17 protein-coding genes are annotated in these 21,675 nt (G+C 66.7%); 13 read left to right on the top strand and 4 right to left on the bottom strand.

Features of this window, described 5'->3' with window-relative positions; translation table 11 throughout:
* The first annotated feature begins 41 nt into the window (after positions 1-41).
* The 8 genes from J4O73_RS17045 (at position 42) to J4O73_RS17080 (ending at position 9,424) form a co-directional block, all read left to right on the top strand.
* The gene (locus tag J4O73_RS17045; protein WP_426219201.1) at positions 42-419 is read left to right on the top strand and encodes a hypothetical protein; all 378 of its coding nucleotides are present in this window, start codon (positions 42-44) and stop codon (positions 417-419) included.
* Between the two features lie 160 nt (positions 420-579).
* The gene (gene carB, locus J4O73_RS17050; RefSeq protein WP_426219203.1) at positions 580-4,053 is read left to right on the top strand and encodes a carbamoyl-phosphate synthase large subunit; all 3,474 of its coding nucleotides are present in this window, start codon (positions 580-582) and stop codon (positions 4,051-4,053) included.
* Positions 4,054-4,141: 88 nt separating this feature from the next.
* Positions 4,142-4,618 (top strand): transcription elongation factor GreA, encoded by a 477-nt coding sequence (gene greA, locus J4O73_RS17055; RefSeq protein ID WP_243954114.1) that lies wholly within the window; start codon positions 4,142-4,144, stop codon positions 4,616-4,618.
* 4 nt (positions 4,619-4,622) lie between these two features.
* Positions 4,623-5,123, top strand: a complete 501-nt coding sequence (locus J4O73_RS17060; RefSeq protein ID WP_426219205.1) for a hypothetical protein — start codon at positions 4,623-4,625, stop codon at positions 5,121-5,123.
* A 7-nt stretch (positions 5,124-5,130) separates the two neighbouring features.
* A complete protein-coding gene (locus J4O73_RS17065; RefSeq protein WP_426219207.1) occupies positions 5,131-6,102 on the top strand; it encodes a mitochondrial fission ELM1 family protein in 972 nt (323 codons plus the stop codon).
* A 46-nt stretch (positions 6,103-6,148) separates the two neighbouring features.
* Positions 6,149-7,126: a thioredoxin-disulfide reductase gene (gene trxB / locus J4O73_RS17070; protein ID WP_426219209.1), complete on the top strand. Its 978-nt coding sequence runs from the start codon at positions 6,149-6,151 to the stop codon at positions 7,124-7,126.
* 228 nt (positions 7,127-7,354) lie between these two features.
* Entirely contained in the window at positions 7,355-8,245 is an 891-nt protein-coding gene (locus tag J4O73_RS17075) for a LysR family transcriptional regulator (protein WP_378974589.1), read from the top strand.
* Positions 8,246-8,416: 171 nt separating this feature from the next.
* Entirely contained in the window at positions 8,417-9,424 is a 1,008-nt protein-coding gene (locus J4O73_RS17080) for a zinc-dependent alcohol dehydrogenase family protein (protein WP_426219408.1), read from the top strand.
* 17 nt (positions 9,425-9,441) lie between these two features.
* On the opposite strand, the gene msrP is transcribed toward J4O73_RS17080, so the two are convergent.
* From msrP to J4O73_RS17100, 4 genes are all read right to left on the bottom strand, one after another.
* Complete coding sequence (gene msrP, locus J4O73_RS17085) at positions 9,442-10,389, bottom strand: protein-methionine-sulfoxide reductase catalytic subunit MsrP (protein ID WP_426219211.1); 948 nt, start codon at positions 10,387-10,389, stop codon at positions 9,442-9,444.
* Positions 10,390-10,496: 107 nt separating this feature from the next.
* The gene (locus J4O73_RS17090; protein WP_426219213.1) at positions 10,497-12,218 is read right to left on the bottom strand and encodes an AMP-binding protein; all 1,722 of its coding nucleotides are present in this window, start codon (positions 12,216-12,218) and stop codon (positions 10,497-10,499) included.
* 94 nt (positions 12,219-12,312) lie between these two features.
* Positions 12,313-13,071: a hypothetical protein gene (locus tag J4O73_RS17095; RefSeq protein ID WP_426219215.1), complete on the bottom strand. Its 759-nt coding sequence runs from the start codon at positions 13,069-13,071 to the stop codon at positions 12,313-12,315.
* A 19-nt stretch (positions 13,072-13,090) separates the two neighbouring features.
* Positions 13,091-14,587, bottom strand: a complete 1,497-nt coding sequence (locus tag J4O73_RS17100; RefSeq protein ID WP_426219217.1) for a leucyl aminopeptidase — start codon at positions 14,585-14,587, stop codon at positions 13,091-13,093.
* Between the two features lie 174 nt (positions 14,588-14,761).
* On the opposite strand from J4O73_RS17100, the gene lptF reads away from it, so the two are divergent.
* The 5 genes from lptF (at position 14,762) to rsmA (ending at position 21,663) form a co-directional block, all read left to right on the top strand.
* Complete coding sequence (gene lptF, locus J4O73_RS17105; protein WP_426219219.1) at positions 14,762-15,922, top strand: LPS export ABC transporter permease LptF; 1,161 nt, start codon at positions 14,762-14,764, stop codon at positions 15,920-15,922.
* Positions 15,923-15,932: 10 nt separating this feature from the next.
* Complete coding sequence (gene lptG / locus J4O73_RS17110; protein ID WP_426219221.1) at positions 15,933-17,021, top strand: LPS export ABC transporter permease LptG; 1,089 nt, start codon at positions 15,933-15,935, stop codon at positions 17,019-17,021.
* Between the two features lie 75 nt (positions 17,022-17,096).
* Entirely contained in the window at positions 17,097-19,667 is a 2,571-nt protein-coding gene (locus J4O73_RS17115; RefSeq protein WP_426219222.1) for an LPS-assembly protein LptD, read from the top strand.
* Positions 19,668-19,702: 35 nt separating this feature from the next.
* Complete coding sequence (gene pdxA, locus J4O73_RS17120; protein WP_426219224.1) at positions 19,703-20,803, top strand: 4-hydroxythreonine-4-phosphate dehydrogenase PdxA; 1,101 nt, start codon at positions 19,703-19,705, stop codon at positions 20,801-20,803.
* Positions 20,800-21,663 (top strand): 16S rRNA (adenine(1518)-N(6)/adenine(1519)-N(6))-dimethyltransferase RsmA, encoded by an 864-nt coding sequence (gene rsmA / locus J4O73_RS17125; protein ID WP_426219225.1) that lies wholly within the window; start codon positions 20,800-20,802, stop codon positions 21,661-21,663. Before pdxA ends, rsmA begins: the two co-directional genes overlap by 4 nt.
* The last annotated feature ends 12 nt before the right edge of the window (positions 21,664-21,675 follow it).

The following is a 21,675-nucleotide window of genomic DNA, read 5'->3' on the forward strand; positions in this document are numbered from 1 at the left end:
GGCGCGCTGGCGCCCGCCCCGGCTACGATGGGGACCCTCGGATGATCGCCAACCCGGCGCACGACGATTTCTCTCGCCTGCACAAGGCTTTCGCGTTCCATCTCGGAATGGCGACCGCCTTGTCCTGGGTGACGGCGCTGTATGTCGCAGCCTATGCGCCGTGGGTGCGCAACATCCGCGCGCTGATCGATCCGACCGGGGGCCTCGACCGCGTTGAGAGCACCGTCTCCTACCTCTTCGCCATGCCCGCCGTGCTGGCGCTCGCCTGGATCTCCATCGTGGTCGGCCGCGAGAGCCTGCGCCGGGCACAGACCCTGTCGAACGTCGCGGTCGAGTTCGCGGCGGCGGCCGTGGTGGCCTTCGGGGTGTTCTACCTCTCGATCGACCGGGCTGTGACGGTCCTGTCTGCGGCGTCCTGACCGAGGCGGCACGGCATTGCCCTTGCGATGAGGTGCTCGGCGCCCTTGTCTCGGGCGTGAACCCACGTGTAAACGCAGGGCTCAACGACAATCCCGCCGTGCGTCCGGTCGTGGGCCCCTGCCCGACGATAGGGCGCGCGTGCCTGTACCAAGGCGTCCGATGCCCAAACGCACCGATATCTCCTCGATCCTGATCGTCGGGGCGGGGCCGATCATCATCGGACAGGCCTGCGAATTCGACTATTCCGGCACCCAGGCCTGCAAGGCCCTCCGCGAGGAGGGCTATCGCATCGTGCTCGTGAACTCGAATCCCGCGACGATCATGACCGATCCGGACATGGCCGACGCGACCTATGTCGAGCCGATCACGCCGGAGATCGTCGCGAAGATCATCGAGAAAGAGCGGCCCGACGCCATTCTCCCCACCATGGGTGGCCAGACGGCGCTGAACTGCGCCCTGTCGCTGCAGAAGATGGGCGTGCTCGCCAAGTACGGCGTGCAGATGATCGGCGCGACCGCCGAGGCCATCGACAAGGCCGAGGATCGCTCGCTCTTCCGCGACGCGATGACCAAGATCGGTCTCGACACGCCGAAATCGGCACTGGCCAACGCGTCGGCCGCCAAGAAGGCCGACCGCGAGAAGTACCTCGCCGAGATCGCCCGCATCGAGGCCGCCAACACCGAGACGGAAGCCCGCAACGCGGCCCTTGCGGCGTTCGAGAAGAAGTGGCTGGCGGGCGAGTCCGAGCGGCGTAAGCGCTACGGCGAGCACGCGCTCGGTCAGGCGCTGATCGCGTTGGCCGAGGTCGGCCTGCCCGCCATCATCCGGCCGTCCTTCACCATGGGCGGCACGGGCGGCGGCATCGCCTACAACCGCGAAGAGTTCCTCGACATCGTGGAGCGCGGCATCGACGCCTCCCCGACCAACGAGGTGCTGATCGAGGAGAGCGTGCTCGGCTGGAAAGAGTACGAGATGGAGGTCGTTCGCGATAAGAACGACAACTGCATCATCGTCTGCTCCATCGAGAACATCGACCCGATGGGCGTCCATACCGGTGATTCGATCACCGTCGCCCCGGCCCTGACGCTCACCGACAAGGAGTATCAGGTGATGCGCGATGCCTCCCTCGCGGTGCTTCGCGAGATCGGCGTCGAGACCGGCGGCTCCAACGTGCAGTTCGCGATCAACCCCGAGAACGGGCGGATGATCGTAATCGAGATGAACCCACGCGTATCGCGCTCTTCGGCGCTGGCGTCCAAGGCCACCGGCTTCCCCATCGCCAAGGTCGCGGCCAAGCTCGCCGTGGGTTACACACTCGACGAGATCGCCAACGACATCACGGGCGGCGCGACCCCGGCCTCGTTCGAGCCGACGATCGACTACGTCGTCACCAAGATCCCGCGCTTCGCCTTCGAGAAGTTCCCCGGCGCCGAGCCGACGCTCACCACCGCCATGAAGTCGGTGGGGGAGGCCATGGCCATCGGCCGCTGTTTCGCCGAATCGCTGCAGAAGGCCCTGCGCTCCCTGGAAACCGGGCTCACCGGCCTCGATGAGATCGAGATCGAGGGGCTGGGCAAGGGCGATGACCGTAACGCGATCAAGGCGGCTCTGGGCACGCCCACCCCGGACCGCCTGCTTCAGGTCGCCCAGGCTTTGCGTCTCGGCGTGAGCCACGAGGAGGTCCACGCCTCCTGCAAGATCGACCCGTGGTTCCTGGAGCAGCTTCAGGCCATCGTGGACCTGGAGCAGCGGGTGAAGGCCCATGGCTTGCCGACCACGGCGGGCGCCTTCCGCCAGCTCAAGGCGGCGGGCTTCTCGGACGCGCGCCTCGCGGTGCTCGCCAAGTTGGAAGAGACCGAGGTGCGCGAGAAGCGCCGGTCGCTCGGCGTGCGGCCGGTCTTCAAGCGGATCGACACCTGCGCGGCCGAGTTCAAGTCGCCGACCGCCTACATGTACTCGACCTATGTGGCCCCCTTCGCCGGCACCGTGGTGGACGAGGCCGAGCCGAGCGACCGCAAGAAGGTCGTGATCCTCGGCGGCGGGCCGAACCGGATCGGCCAGGGCATCGAGTTCGACTACTGCTGCTGCCACGCCTGTTTCGCCCTGGGCGACGCAGGCTTCGAGACCATCATGGTCAACTGCAACCCGGAGACGGTCTCGACCGATTACGACACGTCGGATCGTCTCTACTTCGAGCCGCTGACGGCCGAGGACGTTCTCGAAATCCTCGAAACCGAGAAGCAGGCCGGGACGCTTCACGGCGTCATCGTGCAGTTCGGTGGTCAGACGCCGCTGAAGCTCGCCCGCGCTCTCGAAGCGGCTGGGATCCCGATCCTCGGCACCTCGCCGGATGCGATCGACCTCGCCGAGGACCGCGACCAGTTCAAGCGCCTTCTCGACAAACTCGGGATGAAGCAGCCGAAGAACGGCATTGCCTATTCCGTCGAGCAAAGCCGCCTCGTCGCCGCCGAGCTCGGTCTGCCCTTCGTGGTGCGTCCGAGCTACGTGCTCGGCGGACGCGCCATGGCGATCATTCGCGACGAGACCCAGTTCGCCGATTACCTGCTGGGCACTCTGCCGAGCTTGATCCCGTCCGACGTCGTGGCCCGCTACCCGAACGACAAGACGGGGCAGATCAACACGGTGCTCGGCAAGAACCCGCTGCTGTTCGACCGCTACCTGTCGGACGCGGTCGAGGTGGACGTTGACGCCGTCTGCGACGGTGAGACGGTCTATATCGCCGGGATCATGGAGCACATCGAGGAAGCCGGCATCCATTCCGGCGACTCGGCTTGCTCCCTGCCGCCGCGCTCGCTCTCGCCCGAGATCATCGCCGAGTTGGAGCGGCAGACCACGGCCATGGCGCTGGCCCTGAAGGTCGGCGGCTTGATGAACGTGCAGTACGCGATCAAGGACGGCACGATCTACGTCCTTGAGGTGAACCCCCGTGCGTCGCGCACGGTGCCGTTCGTTGCGAAGGTGATCGGCGAGCCCATCGCGAAGATCGCCGCTCGCGTCATGGCTGGCGAAAAGCTCGGGCCGTTCGGCCTAACGAAGAAGACACTGCCGCATATCGCTGTGAAGGAAGCGGTGTTCCCCTTCGCCCGCTTCCCCGGCGTCGACGTGCTGCTCGGCCCGGAGATGCGTTCGACCGGCGAGGTGATCGGCCTCGATGCGGGCTTCGGCGTGGCCTTCGCCAAGAGCCAGCTCGGTGCGGGTAACCAAGTGCCGCGCGCGGGAGCGGTCTTCGTGTCGGTGCGGGATGACGACAAGGCGCGCATCCTCCCCGCCATGAAGCTTCTGTCCGAACTCGGCTTCACCATCCTCGCCACCGGGGGAACGCAGCGCTATCTGGTGGAGCAGGGCCTGAAATCCGAGAGGATCAACAAGGTCCTGGAAGGGCGGCCGCACGTGGTCGACGCGATCAAGAACGGTGAGATCCAGCTCGTGTTCAACACCACCGAAGGTGCTGGCGCGCTGTCGGACTCTCGCTCGCTCCGCCGCGCGGCCCTCTTGCATAAGGTGCCGTACTACACCACTCTAGCCGGCGCGATGGCGGCAGCCGAAGGGATCAAGGCCTATCTCGAAGGCGATCTCACGGTGCGGGCATTGCAGGAATATTTCGCGGCCTGAAGTTGCAGGGCGCGGTAAGACTTTCAGGGCCCGGAGGGAGTGACCCGCTCCCGGCCGGGCTTCTTCATTGTGGCGCGAGACGATGAGCATAGACAAGGTTCCGATTACGACCCGCGGCTATGCGGCTCTCGAAGAAGAGCTGAAGCACCGGCAGCAGGTCGAGCGTCAGCGCATCATCCAGGCGATCGCCGAAGCTCGCGCGCTCGGTGATCTGTCCGAGAATGCCGAGTATCACGCCGCCAAGGAGGCCCAGTCCCATAACGAGGGGCGGGTGATGGAGTTGGAAAGCATGATCGCCCGGGCCGAGGTGATCGACGTCGCCAAGCTTTCCGGCAGCAAGATCATCTTCGGCGCCACCGTGAAGCTCGTGGACGAGGACACGGAGGAGGAGAAGACCTACCAGATCGTCGGCGAACCTGAGGCGGATGTCCGCTCGGGCCGCGTGTCGATCGGTTCTCCGATCGCCCGTGCCCTCATCGGCAAGGCCGTTGGCGACACCGTCGAGGTGACGACCCCGGGCGGCGGCAAGTCCTACGAAGTGGTCGAGATCCGGTTCGGCGGCTAAGGCGATGGCCGTGGCGGCACGGTTGATCGCGGGGCTTTCTGCGCTGCTCGGCCTCGCGGGCACGGCGTCGGCGGGAGATTTTCCGCCGACACCGTCGTTCTCCGATGTCCGGGTGGATGCGAGCCCCTTGCTCGCGAAGGGCGGCGGGCTCCCGGCCGAAGCGATGGCTGCCGACCTCACGGCGGCCCTCCGCAAGACAATGGCGGATCGGATTGGCGGAAACGGGCCCCGTCTGATCGTCGTGATCACCGACCTGTCCTTGCGCGACTACGTCGGCAGCGGTGGTGGGCGCCTCGGTTCCAGCGGCTCGCAGAACGATTACCTTGTGGGCGATGCGCTCTTGGTGGGGCGCAAGGGCGAGGTGCTCGGGCGCCATCACCAGATGACGGCGACGCCATCGAGCTATGGTGGTGCGTGGTACGATCCCGACAGCGAGCGCCGCAGGATTTCGGTCATCGCCGACATCTACGCCCAATGGCTCGCCCGCGACCTGCCTCGGGACTAGAGGCCCGATGACGGGCCTTGCCGGCCTCCGCGCCTGGATCGTGACGGATGGTAAGGCGGGCGACGAGAACCAGTGCCTTGGGATTGCCGACGCGCTGGGGCTTGAGGTTTCGCTCCGCCGCGTCCCGGCCTCGGGCCCGTTCGGGTGGTTTGCGCCGTGGGGGCCTACCGACCCGCGTCAGGGGCCGCGCCGGAAAGGCGGCGCGCTGCATGGCGCCCTCCCCGCCCTCGCCATCGCCTCCGGACGCCGGGCCGTGCCGTATCTGCGGGCCTGCCGCAGGCTCGGTGTCGGCTTCACGGCCTTTCTGAAGGATCCGCGTACGGGACCTGGGACGGCGGATTTCATCTGGGTCCCCAAGCACGATGCTCTGCGGGGGACGAACGTCTTCGCGACCGTCACGTCGCCGCATCGTATCTCCCCGTCTCGCCTCGCGGCGGCGCGCACGGTTCTCGATCCGCGGCTCGCGCAGCTTCGTGGGACGCGCGTCGCGGTCCTGCTCGGCGGCGACAGCCGCCACCTCACCTTCTCCGAGGCCGAGGTCTCGCGGCTGATCGATGGCCTGAGCGATCTCGCAGAGTCAGGTTGCGCCCTGATGGTCACGGCGTCTCGACGCACGCCTGCACCGTTGCGCGACGCGGCTCATGCGCTCGCGACGCGGACAGGGGGCTTCTTCTGGGATGGCATGGGCGAGAACCCCTACCTTGCCCTGCTCGCTCTGGCGGAGACGATCGTCGTTACATCCGATTCCGTGAACATGGTGAGCGAAGCGGTCGCGACGGGGGCGCCGGTCCTACTGGCCGAGATCGCCGGGACCCCTCCCCGCCACCGGGCGATGTACGCGGCGCTGGCGCAGTTCGGGGCGCTCGCCTCGTTCGAGGGTCGCCTCATCGATTTAAAGTATCAACCGATAGACGCGACACCGGTGATCGCGCAGGCGCTCGCTGACGCCTATATTGAGCGTCACCGCTCTCGGGACTAACGCGAGCGCGATCCGGTTGACCGGAAGACGAAGAGTTTCAAGACCGATGGCCCACACCCACGCAAAGCTCATCATCGTCGGCTCCGGCCCGGCAGGCTACACCGCCGCGATCTACGCCGCTCGCGCCATGGTGAAGCCGCTGCTGATCTCCGGCTTCCAGCCCGGCGGCCAGCTGATGATCACGACCGATGTCGAGAATTATCCTGGCTTCGCAGAAGCGATCCAGGGCCCTTGGCTGATGGAGCAGATGCGTCTTCAGGCCGAGCATGTCGGCACGACGATCCTGTCTGAGTACATCACCAAGGTCGATCTCAAGACACGGCCATTCCGGCTCGAGGCCGATTCCGGTGAGACGTATTCTTGCGATGCGCTGATCATCGCCACGGGCGCCCAGGCCAAGTGGCTCGGCCTGCCCTCCGAGGCGAAGTTCCAGGCGGGCGGCGTCTCCGCCTGCGCGACCTGCGACGGGTTCTTCTACCGCGGCCGGGAGGTCGTGGTGGTCGGCGGCGGCAACACTGCCGTCGAGGAGGCGCTCTACCTCGCCAACATCGCCAAGAAGGTCACGGTGGTGCATCGCCGCGATCAGTTCCGCGCCGAGCGCATTCTTCAGGAGCGCCTTTTCAAACACCCGAATGTCGAGGTGCTTTGGCATAAGGAGATCGAAGAGATCTGCGGCAACGAGAAGCCCGCGCCGACCGTCACCCATGTGCGCCTGAAGGACACCCGCACCAGCGAGATCAGCGAAGTGCAGACCGACGGCGTATTCGTGGCGATCGGCCACCAGCCCGCGACGGCGATCTTCGAAGGCCAGCTCCCCTTCCGGAACGGCGGATATCTCTCGGTGAAGCCGGGCACGGCTGAGACGGAGATCCCCGGCGTATTCGCGGCGGGCGATGTCACGGATGACGTGTATCGCCAGGCGATTACCGCCGCAGGTATGGGCTGTATGGCCGCGCTCGAAGCCGAGAAGTACCTCGCCAATCTCGAGATCGGCGAGAGTCCGGCACGCGCAGCCGCCGAGTAGCGGCCAACGCACCCCTGCTTTCCGCAAGCTTATGCACCGGTTGTCGGGCCAATGAGGCCCGCGCCGGGCGCATAGGTCTATTCTCCGTCAAGGAATGCGTATATCGCATGGCACCGTGGCGTGGATGTCGGCCCTGAGGCGGAAGCGTCTCACGTTGCGACGGCAGGTGCCGTAGGGCAGCGGTCTTCCAATGGACCGGGCCGTGCGGCGGGAGCGGGAGTTCTCGCGTTGGATTGGGATAAGATCCGGATTTTCCTCAACGTCGCTGAGGCGGGGAGCTTCACCAAAGCCGGAGACGATATCGGCCTCAGTCAATCAGCGGTGAGCCGCCAGATCAGCGCCCTCGAGCGCGAACTGAAGGCGCCGCTGTTTCACCGGCACGCGCGCGGCCTGATCCTGACCGAACAGGGCGACCTCCTGTTCCGCGCCGCCAAGGACATGAAGCTCCGCCTGGAAAACACGCGGGCGCGTCTCGTGGAAACCTCGGAGCGACCGACCGGCGATCTCAAGGTGACCACCACCGTGGGGCTCGGCGTCTCGTGGTTGTCGCAGCGGGTCGGCGAGTTCCTCGATCTTTATCCCGATGTCCGGATCGAAATGATCCTCACCAACGAGGAACTCGATCTCGCCATGCGCGAGGCCGATGTGGCCATTCGCATGCGCCGCCCGGCTCAACCGGACCTGATTCAGCGGCGGCTCTTCACGGTGCATTACCATGCCTTCGCCAGCCAGGATTACGTGAAGCGGTTCGGGGAGCCGAAGACCGTCGAGGAACTGGACGAGCACCGCATCGTGTCCTTCGGCGGCAACGAGCCGTCCTACCTGCTCGCAGCGCATTGGCTGGCCGATGCAGGTCGTGAGGGCCGCGAGCGGCGGCCCGTGCATCTCACGGTCAACAACATCGGCGCGCTGCAACGTGCGATGGAGGCAGGCGCCGGCATCGGCATCCTTCCCGATTACGCCGTCGATGGCGACGACACCCTCGTGCAGGTTTTGCGCGAGACCGAGATGCCGTCGCTCGAGAGTTACCTCGTCTATGCCGAAGAAATGCGTTCGGTGGCGCGTGTGCAGGCCTTCCGCGACTTTCTCGTACAGAAGGCGCAGCGCTGGACCTATTGAGCGCATGGGTGCAACGGCTCTTCAGCCGTTGCAACTCCAGGTCGCTTAACCATAACCACGCAACTGAACGTTGCGCCTCCGGCAGCCTAGGCCTTTCGTGCAGCATCCCCTGGCGCGGCGGATGCACTAGATCCTAGCCCAGCAAACTGGCGGGAGGCGGCTTTGAGTATGATGACGAAGGTGATCGTCGTCGGAGCGGGTGGCGGCTTCGAACGGGTCGCGATGGCCGAGCGTCCGGTGCCGGAACCGGGGTTCGGCGAGATCACCGTGCGGTTGCGGGCAAGTTCGCTGAACTACCACGATTATGCTGTCGTGAGCGGCATGTGGGGTCCGCCCGAGGACCGTATTCCCATGTCCGATGGTGCGGGCGATGTCACGGCAGTGGGACCGGGTGTCGCCGAATTCACGGTTGGCGATAGGGTTGTCAGCACCTTCTTCCCGACCTGGCTCGATGGCCAGCCGGAGGTGCTGGGTTTCGCGACCGTGCCGGGGGATGGCGTCGATGGTTATGCCCGCGAGGCGATCACGGCGCCCGCCACCGCCTTCACCCTCGCTCCCGCCGGATGGGACTATGCCGAAGCGGCGACGCTGACGACGGCGGGGCTCACCGCATGGCGTGCGCTCCATGAGGACGGAAAGGTCAAGGCGGGCGACACGGTGCTGGTGCAGGGCTCGGGCGGCGTCTCAGTCTTCGCCCTGCAATTCGCTAAGATGGCCGGGGCGACGGTGATCGCGACCTCATCGTCCGGCGAGAAGCTGTCCCGCTTGCAGGCGCTCGGTGCCGATCACCTCATCAACTATCGCGACGATCCCACCTGGGGGGAAACCGCCCGCAAGCTGACTGGCGGACGGGGTGTCGATCACGTCATCGAGGTCGGTGGGCCGGGAACGCTGGAGCAATCGATGGAGGCCGCACGCGTCGGCGGCCATGTCTCGGTGATCGGCATTCTGACCGGCGTCTCGGGCTCGCTGCAGGTGGTGCCCGCCCTTGTGAAGCAGTTGCGCCTCCAGGGTGTTCTCGTCGGCAGTCGCCGCCAGCAGATGGATATGGTGCGGGCCATCGACGCCAACGGCATGAAGCCGGTGGTCGATAGCCGTTATCCCCTCGACGCCCTGGTGGATGCCTTCCGCCACCAGGAGAGCAACGCGCATTTCGGGAAGATCTGCCTCGAAATGTGAGCTTTCGGGGCGGGCGGTCAGAGGAAGAGCCGCTCGCCCTCGAGACCCTTGTAGAGCCCGGCGACCTGCTCGCCATAGCCGTTGTAGATCAAAGTCGGCACGCGCTGGTCGGTCCCGAGCACCCGCTCGCTCGCTTGGCTCCAGCGGGGGTGCGGCACGGCCGGGTTAACGTTGGCCCAGAAGCCGTATTCGGAAGCCTGTAGCCCCTCCCAGAACGTCTTGGGCCGCTCGGCGGTGAAGGAGACCTTCACGATCGATTTCGCGGATTTGAAGCCATATTTCCACGGCACGGCGATGCGGATCGGCGCGCCGAACTGGTTCGGCAGGGGCTTGCCGTAGATGCCGGTGACGACGAAGGGCAGATCGTTGCCCGCCTCGGCCATCGTCAGGCCCTCGATATACGGCCAGGGGTAATAGAACACCCGCTGCCCCGGTGCAGTCGCCTTGTCCATGAAGGTCTCGAAGCGCACGTATTTCGCGCCGGAACTCGGCTTCGCGAGGGCTACGAGCTTGGACAGCGGAAAGCCCGTCCACGGCACGGCCATCGACCACGCCTCGACGCAGCGGTGGCGATAGAGGCGCTCTTCCAGCCCGATTTTCTTGATCAGGTCATCGACGCCGATCTCGAACGGCTTCTCCACCAGCCCGTCGATTTTCACGGTCCAGGGAGAGGTCTTGAGCGCGTTGGCGGCGGGCAGCACCGTCTTGGACATGCCGAATTCGTAGAAGTTGTTGTAGTCGCCGCTGAATTTCTCAGGCGTCAGAGCGCGGTCGAGCGTGTAGGCCTCGTTTCGCGGCGCGGGGTAGAGACCGCCCTCCCCCGCCGCCCGCGCGCCGCCGCCGATCAGCGATCCTGCCGCGAGACCGGCCGCGCCGCCGATGAGGCTGCGACGGTTGAGAAAAATCGATTCAGGCGTCGCCTGGCTCTCGGGGATCTCCCAACCGCGATTGCGCCTGATCAGCATGGCCGTCTCCTCGCTCGTGACCGACAAGAGATCGGGCTGGATCGCCGTACGGGCAAGCCGACCCACCTCACCATTCGGCGAGATGGGCCGCGAGGTTACGTCGCGCGTCAGGCCGCCGGGGTATCGTCGCGTAGCACCCGCCGCAGCACTTTGCCGACATTCGTCTTCGGCAAGGCCTCGTGCAGCACCACGGTGCGCGGCACCTTGTATCCGGTGAGTTGCGTGCGGGCGTAGCTGCGCAGATCGTCAGTCGTGACGGTCTGATCCTTCAGCACCACGTGCGCGACGACCATCTCGCCGGTCTCGGCATGGGGTGAGCCCACCACCGCGCATTCGAGCACGCCAGGATGCGAGGCCATCACGTCCTCGACCTCGTTCGGATAGACGTTGAAGCCCGAGACGAGGATCATGTCTTTCAGGCGGTCGACGATCTTCACCTCGCCGCCCTCGCTCATCACGGCCACGTCGCCGGTGCGGAAATAGCCGTCCGCCGTCATGGCCCGCGCGGTCTCATCCGGGCGATTCCAATAGCCGCGCATGACCTGCGGACCCTGAGCGCAGAGCTCGCCCCGCTCGCCGGGCGGGACAGGGCGCCCCTCCTCGTCGCGGATCGAAACGATCGTCGACGGCAGCGGGAAGCCGATCGTGCCGCTGAACTCATCCAGCGTGTTCGGATTGGCGCAGAGCACGGGCGAGGTCTCGGACAGGCCATAGCCCTCGATGATCGCCCGCCCCGTCAGGGCCTTCCATCGCGTGGCCACGGCGCTCTGCACGGCGGTGCCCCCGCCGATGACGAAGTCGAGGTGGGAGAAATCCACCGTACCGATCTTCGGATGGTTCACCAGCATGTTGAACAAGGTGTTCACCCCCGCGATGCTGGTGAAGCGTGCGCGAGACAGGGTCTTCACGAAGCCGTCGCAATCGCGCGGGTTCGGGATCAGCAGGCAACTTCCGCCGATCCTCACCGAGAACAGGAAGCAGGCCGTGAGGGCGAAGATGTGATAGAGCGGCAGCGCCGTCACCATCACCCGAACGCGGTTCGTGTCCATCGCGTCGAACCACGTGACGCTCTGCTCGACATTGGCCGCGACGTTGCGATGCGTCAGCATGGCCGCCTTGGCGACACCTGTGGTGCCGCCGGTATATTGCAGAAAGGCGAGATCGTCCGGGGCGACCGGCACGGGCCGGGGCGCGGTTTTGGTCTTCAACGCATCGGCAAAGCGGATCGCGAGCCCAGGGGGCAGGGTATAGGGCGGCACCGCCTTGCGCAGGTGACGGCTCGCGAGATTGATGGCTTGGCCCTTCAGGCCGAGCCCGTCGCCCGGACCGGCAATCAACACGCGACGGAGGTCGATCTCGTTCAGCGCACCCGCGACCGTATGGGCGAAGTTCTCCAACACGATGAGGACACGGGCACCTGAGTCCTGAACCTGCGCCGCCATCTCGCGGCTCGTGTAGAGCGGGTTCATGTTCACCACGACCGCCCCGGCGAGATGCACGGCGACGATCGCCACCGGATAGGACGGTACGTTGGGCAGCATGATCGCCACCCGGTCACCCTTGGCGAGGCCGTCCGCCTGGAGGCTGGCCGCAAGCGCGCGAGCCTGCCGACCGAGCTCGGCATAGGTCATGTCCGAGCCGAAGCAGGTTACGGCGGTCCGGTCCGCGAAGGCCGTGATGCTGTGGGTGTATAGCTCGGTAAGGGTCTTCAGACCCGCGACATCGATATCCCCCGGGACACCCGGCGGATAGGCGGCAAGCCATGGCCGCGTGGCCGACCCGCCCGGCGCGCCGACCGCGTCGCGGTTCATGGTCACGCTGGCATTCATTGGCGTTTCTCCCGCAGGTGCGGCTCTTCCGGCCGTCAATCCCGCCCCCTCACCTTAAACTTTGGGCGAAGCGGATGGCGTACGCAAGGCAGGCTCAGGCGACAGCACGGCGGCGGCGTAACGCAACGAGGAGGCTGTGCGGCGCCATCGCGATAAGCAGGAGTCCCGCGGCGACCCCGGCCTCACGGCCCGTCATGGCCCGCGCCGGCCACGGGCCGAAGCTGACCTGATGTGCGAGGCCGATCATCGCCGCGCCGAACCACACGCACAGGAATGACAGGGCGCCCCAGCCGACCCGTCTCCAGCGCGGCCGGAGAGACCGGTTCGCCGCGATGATTGTTAGCCCGACGATGCCACCGAGCATCATCGCCGGAACGGCCGCCCCGAGCGCGTAGGCAAGCCAGAGCGGCTGACCCGTGAGGAAGGCCATGCCGCCGGTGGCATAGCCGCCGCGCAGGATCAGGCCACCGATGGTCGGGTAGAGCCCGGCCAGGCCGAGAATGACGACCCCCGCCAAGGCGAAGACGGTTCGCCGCACCGAACCGCCCAAGCCGGGCGCGGCGCAGGCGGCGATGATTCTCGCCGCACCGTAGATCAGTGCGAAGACGAAGAGCGGATAGCGATCGATGAAGTAGCCGTAGGCGTAGGGCTCGAGAAAGTCCGGTACGCCCGAGCGGCGACTCAGGCCGCTCACCGCTACGAGGGCCAGGGCGAGGAGCACGGCGACGGCCGGTGCGAAGGCCTCGATGGCGCGACCCGCCCACGCCCCGTCCGGGGCCGCGCGGCGAGGCGCAGGCATCCGAACGGGCGCGTAGCGCGACCCGATGACGTCGAGGAAGGCGTCGCCCGCCACCGTACGTGCTCCGAGGGGCTCAGCGCGCCTCGTAATGATCGCGGATCAGCCGGTCGAGCAGGCGGACGCCCCAGCCCGCGCCCCAGCTCTTGTTGATCTCGTTCGAGGTCGAGGACATGGCCACGCCCGCGATGTCGAGATGCGCCCAGGGGGTGTCCTCGACGTAGCGCTTGATGAAGGAGGCCGCCGTCGCCGCGCCGCCATGGCGCCCGCCGGTGTTCTTCATATCCGCGAACTTCGAGTCGATCGCCTTGTCGTAGGCGGGGATCAGCGGCATCCGCCACACGGCCTCACCCGTCGCCTCGCCCGCCGCACGAATGTTTTCCGCGAGCGTGTCGTCGTTCGAGAACATTCCGGCGATGTCCTGGCCGAGCGCCACGATGATCGCGCCCGTAAGGGTAGCGAGGTCCACCATCGCCTTCGGCTTGGCCGAGCGGACGATGTGGGTGATCACGTCCGCGAGGACGAGGCGGCCCTCGGCGTCGGTATTGATCACCTCGATGGTCTGGCCGGACATGGACGTCAGGATGTCGGACGGGCGGTATGAGCCGCCGTCGGGCATGTTCTCCACGAGGCCAATGGCGCCGACCACGTTGCAGCGGGCCTTGCGGGAAGCCAACGCATGCATGGCGCCGACGACGGCGGCCGCGCCGCCCATATCGCCCTTCATGTCTTCCATGCCTGCACCGGGCTTGATCGACACGCCGCCCGAATCGAACACTACCCCCTTCCCGATGAAGGCGACCGGCGCCTCGCCGGAGACGCCGCCGTTCCAGCGCATGATGACGACGCGCGGCTCGCGCACAGAGCCCTGGGCCACGGCGAGCAGTGCGCCCATGCCAAGCGCCTTGAGCTTGGCGAGATCGAGGATCTCGACCTCGACGCCGAGCTTGCTCAGCGCATTGGCACGGTTGGCGAATTCTTCGGGGAAGAGAACGTTCGGCGGCTCGTTCACGAGGTCGCGGGCGAGGATGACGCTGTCGGCGAGGCCGCGTGCGGCCTCGGCTTCGCGGGAGGCCGCGGCATGGTCGGCGGCCAGGATGGTCAGGCTCGTGCCGGCCTTGTCCTCGGCATCGGGCTTCTTCTTCGTCTTGTAGCGGTCGAACGTGTAGTTCCGCAGCCGTGCGCCGAGCGCGAAGGAGGCTGCCTGCTCAGGCCCCGTCACTACACCCGGCAGATCGAGGATGATCCGCGCGGTGCGGCCGGACACTTTCGCAGCGGTGAAGCCGCCGAGGGCGGGCCAATCGAGCTTGCCGCGATCCGATTCGCTGCCGAGACCGACGACCACGAGGCGATCCGCCGAGACGCCCGCCGGGGCGGGGAGAATGAGCGCCGAGAGCGAGCGTCCCTTGAACTTCTCCGAACCCGCCGCCTTGGCGACGAGGTCCGTGCCCGCCCCGCCGAGGGCATCCCGCGCCGGGGAGCCGAGCGCGAGGTCGTCGCCCACGAACACCACGAGGTCGCCCTGGCCGCCTTGGCCGAGGGGCCCGAAGGCGATGTCGATCTTGTCCGTCATGCTTGAGCCGCCATCCCGACGCCTCGGCCGGGGAACGTCGGCCGCGATGCGCAATCCGCCCTGTGTAGCCTGTGAGACGAAGAACGCAACGCGGCGCGAGAGCCCTGGAATCGCCCCACTTATCTCGTCATGCCGCTGGCAGGGGAGCGAACCACGGAGTAGGCCTCTCAGACGATGAGGCAGGTCGAACGCTACATCTTCCGGATCGCGGCCGGCGGCACGCTCGCGTGTCTTCTCGGGCTGACCGGGACGATATGGGTCACTCAGGCGTTGCGCGAGCTCGACCTCGTCACCGCCAAGGGGCAGACGTTGCTCGTCTTCCTCTTCGTCACCGCCCTGTCGTTGCCGACACTGATCGTCGTGATCGCTCCGGTCGCCCTGTTCATCGGGTCGATCTACGCCCTCAACAAGCTGAATGGCGATTCCGAGCTCATCGTGATGTCGGCGGCGGGCATGCCGCCCCGTTCCCTGTTACGCCCCTTCGTGACACTGGCGCTCAGCGTCAGTTTTCTCGTGGGCGTGGTCGTTCTCGTCGTGATGCCCGCGAGCTTTCAGGAGCTGCGTGACGTCATCACGCGGGTGCGTGGCGACTTCATCGCCAACGTGGTGAAGGAGGGGCAGTTCACCCAGCTCGACAACGGCATCACCTTCCACTTCCGTCAGCGCGGGCCTGGAGGGGTGCTCGAAGGGCTGTTCATTCAGGACCGGCGCGAGGCGGGCAAGACCAAGGTCTACCTCGCCGACAAGGGCAATGCCGTCGATATCGACGGGCAGAGCTACCTCATCCTCGAACACGGCACCGTGCTGCAGCAGCAAAAGGACAGCCGCGATTCGTCGATCCTGAAGTTCGACCGCTACACGATCGACCTCGCCGCTTTCGCGCCGCCGGACTCTGACACGATCTACAAGCCGCGGGAGCGCTCGACCTCGCAGCTGCTCTTCCCCGACCGGAGCGAGACCTACTACCAATTGCAAAAGGGCCGCTTCCGGGCCGAGCTTCACGATCGCTTCTCGGCGGCGCTCTATCCCCTGGCCCTGGTCTTCATCGCCTTCGCCGCCCTCGGCGACCCGCGCACGACCCGTCAGGGACGGGGTCTCGCCATCGCCGGGGCGATCGTCGCCGTGGTGGCTTTGCGCATCGGCGGCTTCGCGGCGGTGAGCGCTGCAACCAGGAGTTCTGGCGCCGTCGCGGCGATCTACGGCGCGCCGCTGCTCGCCATCGTCCTGTCGAGCCTCATGATATTCCAGGGCCCGCGCGTCCGCGCCTTCAATGCGGGCATCGCGCGCTTCGTCCGGTCGCGGTTGCGCCCGCCCCGCCTTGCTCCGGCACAGTAGCGGTGCCGCCATGCTGATCGGACCCACTCTCGGCCGCTACTTCGCCGCGCGCTTCGCACGCACCGTGCTCGGCGTGTTCATCACCGTCTTCGCCCTGGTCTACACCCTCGACTTCGTGGAGCTGCTGCGCCGGGCAGGCGAGTCGCAGGGCGCCTCGGCGGGGCTGATGGCGCAGCTCTCGCTCTACCGCACACCCACCGTCGCCGAGGGGGTGCTGCCCTTCGCGGTGCTGTTCGGCTCCATGGCCGCCATGCTGCAACTGTCACGCAAGCTCGAACTGGTGGTGGCCCGCGCCGCCGGCATCTCGGCTTGGCAGTTCCTGCAGCCGGGCATCTTCGTTGCCCTCGCCCTGGGGGCGGTGGCCGTCGGCATCTACAACCCGGTTTCGGCGACGCTGAAGCAACGATCCACAGAGATCGAGGCCAAGATCTTCGCCAAGTCGACCAAGGCCTCTTCGGGCAAGGATCTGTGGCTGCGGCAGAAGGGTCTCGACGGCGAGGCGATCATCCGGGCCGAGACCGCCATAGAAGGCACCACGACGCTCGCAGGCGTGGGGGTGTTCACCTTCGATGAACGGGGGGAATTCACGTCGCAGATCGTCGCAGCCCAGGCGAGCCTGCATGACGGGTTCTGGGAGCTGACCGACGCCCGGATCCTGCGGCCCGACGAGCCGCCGGAGAGCTACGGCACCTATCTGATCGCCTCGAACCTCCAGCCCGAGCGCGTGCGGCAGCGCTTCACCAGCGCGGAATCTGTGCCCTTCTGGCAACTGCCCGCCACCATCGCACAGACGGAGCGGGCGGGGCTGGATGCGACCCGCTACCGCCTGCAGTACGATGTGCTGTGGGCGAGGCCGATTCTGTTTGTGGCGATGGTCATGGTCGCCGCAACCGTTTCGTTACGGTTCTTCCGCTTTGGTGGTGTCGGAAAACTCGTCCTCGGAGGCGTTGCGGCAGGGTTCACGCTCTATGTCGTGCGTCAGGTCATGGAAGGGCTCGGCGCCTCGGGTTTGGTTGCAACACCTGTGGCTGCTTGGTTCCCGGCGGTGGTAGGAAGTCTTCTCGGTACGCTCGCGCTTCTGTACCAAGAGGACGGCTGAAGCCTGCGGCCCATGCGGGTCGGGAGACGAGTGTGAGTGTCGTGGCGGAAGTCGTCACAGGAGTTGGGACTGGCGTTGCGTAAGGTCGCCGACATCCTGAGGAGCGCCGGTCTCACGGCGGCTCTCACGGTCGCCGTGCTGCCCGTGTCGATCGGGCACGCGCAGGGCGTCCCCGCGCCCCCGGGCAAGCCGGGCGAGAAGCTGCTCGTCGAGGCGAACGAGCTCATCTACGACAATGACCGCAACACGGTGACCGCCCGTGGCAATGCGGAATTGCATTACGGTCCCCGCACCTTGCAGGCGGACCGCGTGCGCTACGATCGCGGCACCGGCCGCGTCTTCGCGGAGGGCAACGTCCGCCTCACGGAGGCCGATGGCGGCGTCGTGACCGGCGAGCGCATGGAGCTCACAGACGACTTCAAGACCGGCTTCGTCGATTCGCTCCGGGTGCAGCAATCCGTCGAGCGGAAGAACGAGACGATCCGGGTTCGCTTCTCGGCGCCGCGCGGCGAGCGCGTGAACGGTGAGCAGACCTCTTTCGAATACGGCAGCTACACCGCCTGCGAGCCGTGCAAAGACGCGCCGGAGAAGCCGCCCCTGTGGCAGATCCGTGCGCAGAAAATCATCCACAACAACGAGACGCACACGATCTATTTCGAGGAATCGACCCTCGAGATCGCCGGCATCCCGGTTGTCTACCTGCCCTATTTCGAGGCGCCCGATCCGTCGGAGCGGCGTAAGACCGGCCTGCTGACGCCGCGGTTCATCTCGACTACGGCGCTCGGCCGGGGTGTGTCCCTGCCGTACTTCGTCAATCTCGCGCCGAACTACGACCTGACGATCACGCCGACCATCCTGAGCCGCCAGGGCGTGCTGGGACAGGCGGAGTTCCGCCACCGGCTGGATAATGGCTTCTACAGTCTACGCCTTTCAGGCATCTCGCAGACGACCCCCTCGGCCTTCCTGCCGAGTCCTCTGGGCGCGGGCGAGCGCGATTTCCGCGGCTCGATCGAGAGCCAGGGGCGCTTCTACATCAACGAGCGGTGGCGCACGGGCTGGGATGTCGTCGGCGTCACCGACAAGTGGTTCCTCGACAATTATCGCATCCGCAACCAGTCCATCACGACGGACTTCTTCCGTGAGGCGGTGTCGACGGCCTACCTGATCGGCCAGGGCGACCGCTCGTGGTTCGAGGCGCGTGGCTACTACTTCAAGGGCCTGTCGAGCTTCGACTGGCAGAAGCAGCAGCCGATCGTCGCCCCGGTGATCGACTACGACAAGCGCATCAACGCCCCGTCCGAGATCGGCGGCGAGTTGCGCCTGCAAACCAACATCACGAGCCTGGACCGCGAGACGACCCAGTACCAGGGCCTGCCGCGCACCACGGCCTACCTGTTCTCGCCGAGCATCAACGGCATCAGCTTCCCGCTGTACCAAACCTGTGCGGTCTTCGCCCGGGGATCGTGCCTGATCCAGGGCCTCGCCGGCTACAACACGCGGGCCTCGGCTCAGGTGACGTGGCGGCGAAGCTTCATCGACGATTACGGGCAGAAGATCACGCCCTTCGCGTCGCTGCGCGGCGACGCGTTCTTCGTGAATCCGAACCTGTCCGGCTACCAGAACGACCTCGCCCCCTCCGTGGCGCGGATCGATGACGGCGTGTCCGGGCGCATCATGCCGACGGTCGGCGTCGATTACCGCTATCCTTTCGTCGCGAATTTCGGCGGGTTCGGCGTCCATACGATCGAGCCCATCGGCCAGCTTCTCGTGCGCCCGTCCGAGACGAAGGTCGGCCGTCTGCCGAACGAAGACGCGCAGAGCCTCGTCTTCGACGACACGTCGCTGTTCGAGTGGGACAAGTTCTCCGGTTACGACCGGGTCGAGGGCGGCGTGCGCACCAATCTCGGCGCGCAGTATTCCATCTTCACCCCGTCGGGCTGGTACGCGAATGCAATGTTCGGCGAGTCCATCCAGCTTGCGGGTGTGAACTCGTTCCGCCGGGGCGATCTCGCGAATACCGGCCTGGAATCGGGTCTCGACAAGCGGCTCTCCGATTATGTCGGGCGCTTCCAGCTGTCTCCGAACCAGAACATCACGTTCATCTCCCGGGCGCGGTTCAACCAAGCGGACTTCCACGTCTCGCGCTTCGAGACCGGCGTGACCGCCCGCTTCTCGCCCTTCGTGCCGCTGACGACCTCGGTCTTCTATTCGTATTACGAGGCGCAGCCGCTGCTCGGCTACAGCCACTATCGCGAGGGCGTGACCGCATCGGCGACCTACAGCATCACACCGAACTGGTTCGTCTCGGGCTCGGTGCTCCTCGACCTGACCCACTACCTCGACGTGCGTAACACCTACACGGATGCGCTGGCGGGCTACCTCGCCAACCCGGTCGGCGCGCGACCGCTCTACGAGAATCCCGGCCGGTTCTACATGGCGGGCGCAAGCTTCGGCGGCGGGTATCAAGACGAGTGCACCACCGTCACGCTCAACTACATCAACTCGCCCATCGCCACGGCGACGGGTGTTCGCGAGCGCAACCAGACGGTGCTGCTGCGCATCGAGCTCAAGACGCTCGGCGAGGCAGACTTGCGCCAGAACGTCGGTGTTGCGACCACGGCAGACGGCATCGCCTCGGCCCGGTGATGACGCGGGCGATGCGGGGCGCGATACTGGGCCCCATGCTACCTCTCGCCCTCACCCTCGGTGATCCCGCCGGGATCGGCCCGGAACTCGCGCTCGCCGCGTGGCTCGACCGTGGCGGCCCGAACCCGCTGCCGCCCTTCTTTGTCGTCGGCGACCCGGCCTTCTTCGAGCGCCTGGCTTTGCGTCTCGGCCGTTTCGTGCCGGTGGCGGAGGTCGATCCCGAGACGGCGGCCGAGGTATTCCCCCGCGCCTTGCCGGTCGTTCCCCTGCCGAGCGGCACACCGGTTACGGCCGAGCCCGGCATGCCGGATTCCGCCTATGCGGGTGCGGTGATCGAGTCGATCAGCGCTGCCGTTTCCTGGGTGAAGGACGGGCGCGCTTCAGCCGTGGTCACGAACCCCATCGCGAAGCACGTCCTCACCCGCGCAGGCTTCGCGCATCCGGGCCACACGGAATTCCTCGCAGCGCTCGCGGTGCCGCCCGGCGTCACGCCGCCCCGCCCGGTCATGATGATCTGGAGCGAGACCTTGGCGGTCGTGCCGGTGACGATCCACGTTCCGCTCCGTTCCGTGCCCGATCTGCTGACCCAGGACCTCGTTGAGGAGACCGCCCGCATCGTTGAGCGGGATCTGCGCGAACGGTTCGGTCTGCCTGAGCCACGCCTTGTCCTCGCCGGACTCAACCCGCATGCCGGAGAAGCCGGGACGATGGGGCATGAGGACCGGGACGTGTTGACGCCTGCGGTGGCGCGGCTGCGCTCGGAGGGCATCGATATCCGGGGGCCGCTGCCCGCCGATACCCTGTTCCACGCCCGTGCCCGCGCCGGCTACGATGTCGCTCTGGCTCCGACCCACGATCAGGCACTGATCCCGATCAAGACCATCGCCTTCGATGACGGAGTGAACGTCACATTGGGCCTACCCTTCGTGCGAACCTCGCCCGATCACGGCACGGCCTTCGACATCGCGGGCGAAGGCATCGCCCGGCCGGACAGTTTGATCGCCGCCATTCGTCTGGCGAAGCGGCTCGCGGGATTCACATCCGTTCCGGAACAGGAGCCCGCTCCCGCCAGCGTCTATGCCGGACGGCAGCGCCCGGCGGGCTCACGCCATTTCGATCCAGAGGACGAGTTGTGAGCGCATCCGACGGGCTGCCGCCCCTGCGGGAGGTGGTGGCACGCCACGGCCTCGAACCGAAGAAGGCCCTTGGCCAGAACTTCCTCTACGACCTGAACCTGACGGGCCGCATCGCACGCTCCGCCGGTTCGCTGGAAGGCGTGACGGTTGTGGAAGTCGGCCCCGGTCCTGGCGGCCTCACCCGCGCGCTGCTGGCGGAGGGGGCGGGACGCGTGGTGGCGATCGAGCGTGACCCTCGTGCGCTCCCGGCGCTTGCTGAGATCGCGGCTCATTATCCGGGTCGGCTCGACGTGATCGATGCCGATGCCATGGAGTTCGACCCGAGGCCCCTGATCGGAGACGGCCCGGCGCGGATCGTCGCCAACCTTCCCTACAATGTCGGCACCGCGCTCCTCACCGGTTGGCTTTCCGGCGAGACGTGGCCCGCGTGGTGGGATAGCGCCGTTCTGATGTTCCAGCGGGAAGTGGCCGAGCGCATCGTCGCGACGCCCGAGGAGCGGGCGGATTACGGACGCCTCGGCGTGCTGTGCGGCTGGCGGACTGAGGCATCGATCCTGTTCGATGTCGCCTCCTCGGCCTTCGTGCCGCCGCCGAAGGTCACGTCCAGCGTGGTGCGGCTTGTCCCGCGCGCCACGCCCCTGCCTTGTCGGGCGGGTGCGCTGGAGGCGGTGACGCGGGCGGCCTTCGGCCAGCGCCGGAAGATGTTGCGGCAGAGCCTCAAGGCCCTCACCTCCGATCCGGCCTCGCTGCTGGCCACGGTCGGAATCCTCGAAACGGCGCGGGCCGAGGAAATCCCGGTCGAGGGCTTCGTCGCCCTCGCCAATGCCTGGGACGCAGACAGAAAAAAGGCCGGTGCCTGAGGGCACCGGCCT

Source organism: Methylobacterium sp. NFXW15, assembly GCF_049887755.1.
Lineage (GTDB): Bacteria > Pseudomonadota > Alphaproteobacteria > Rhizobiales > Beijerinckiaceae > Methylobacterium.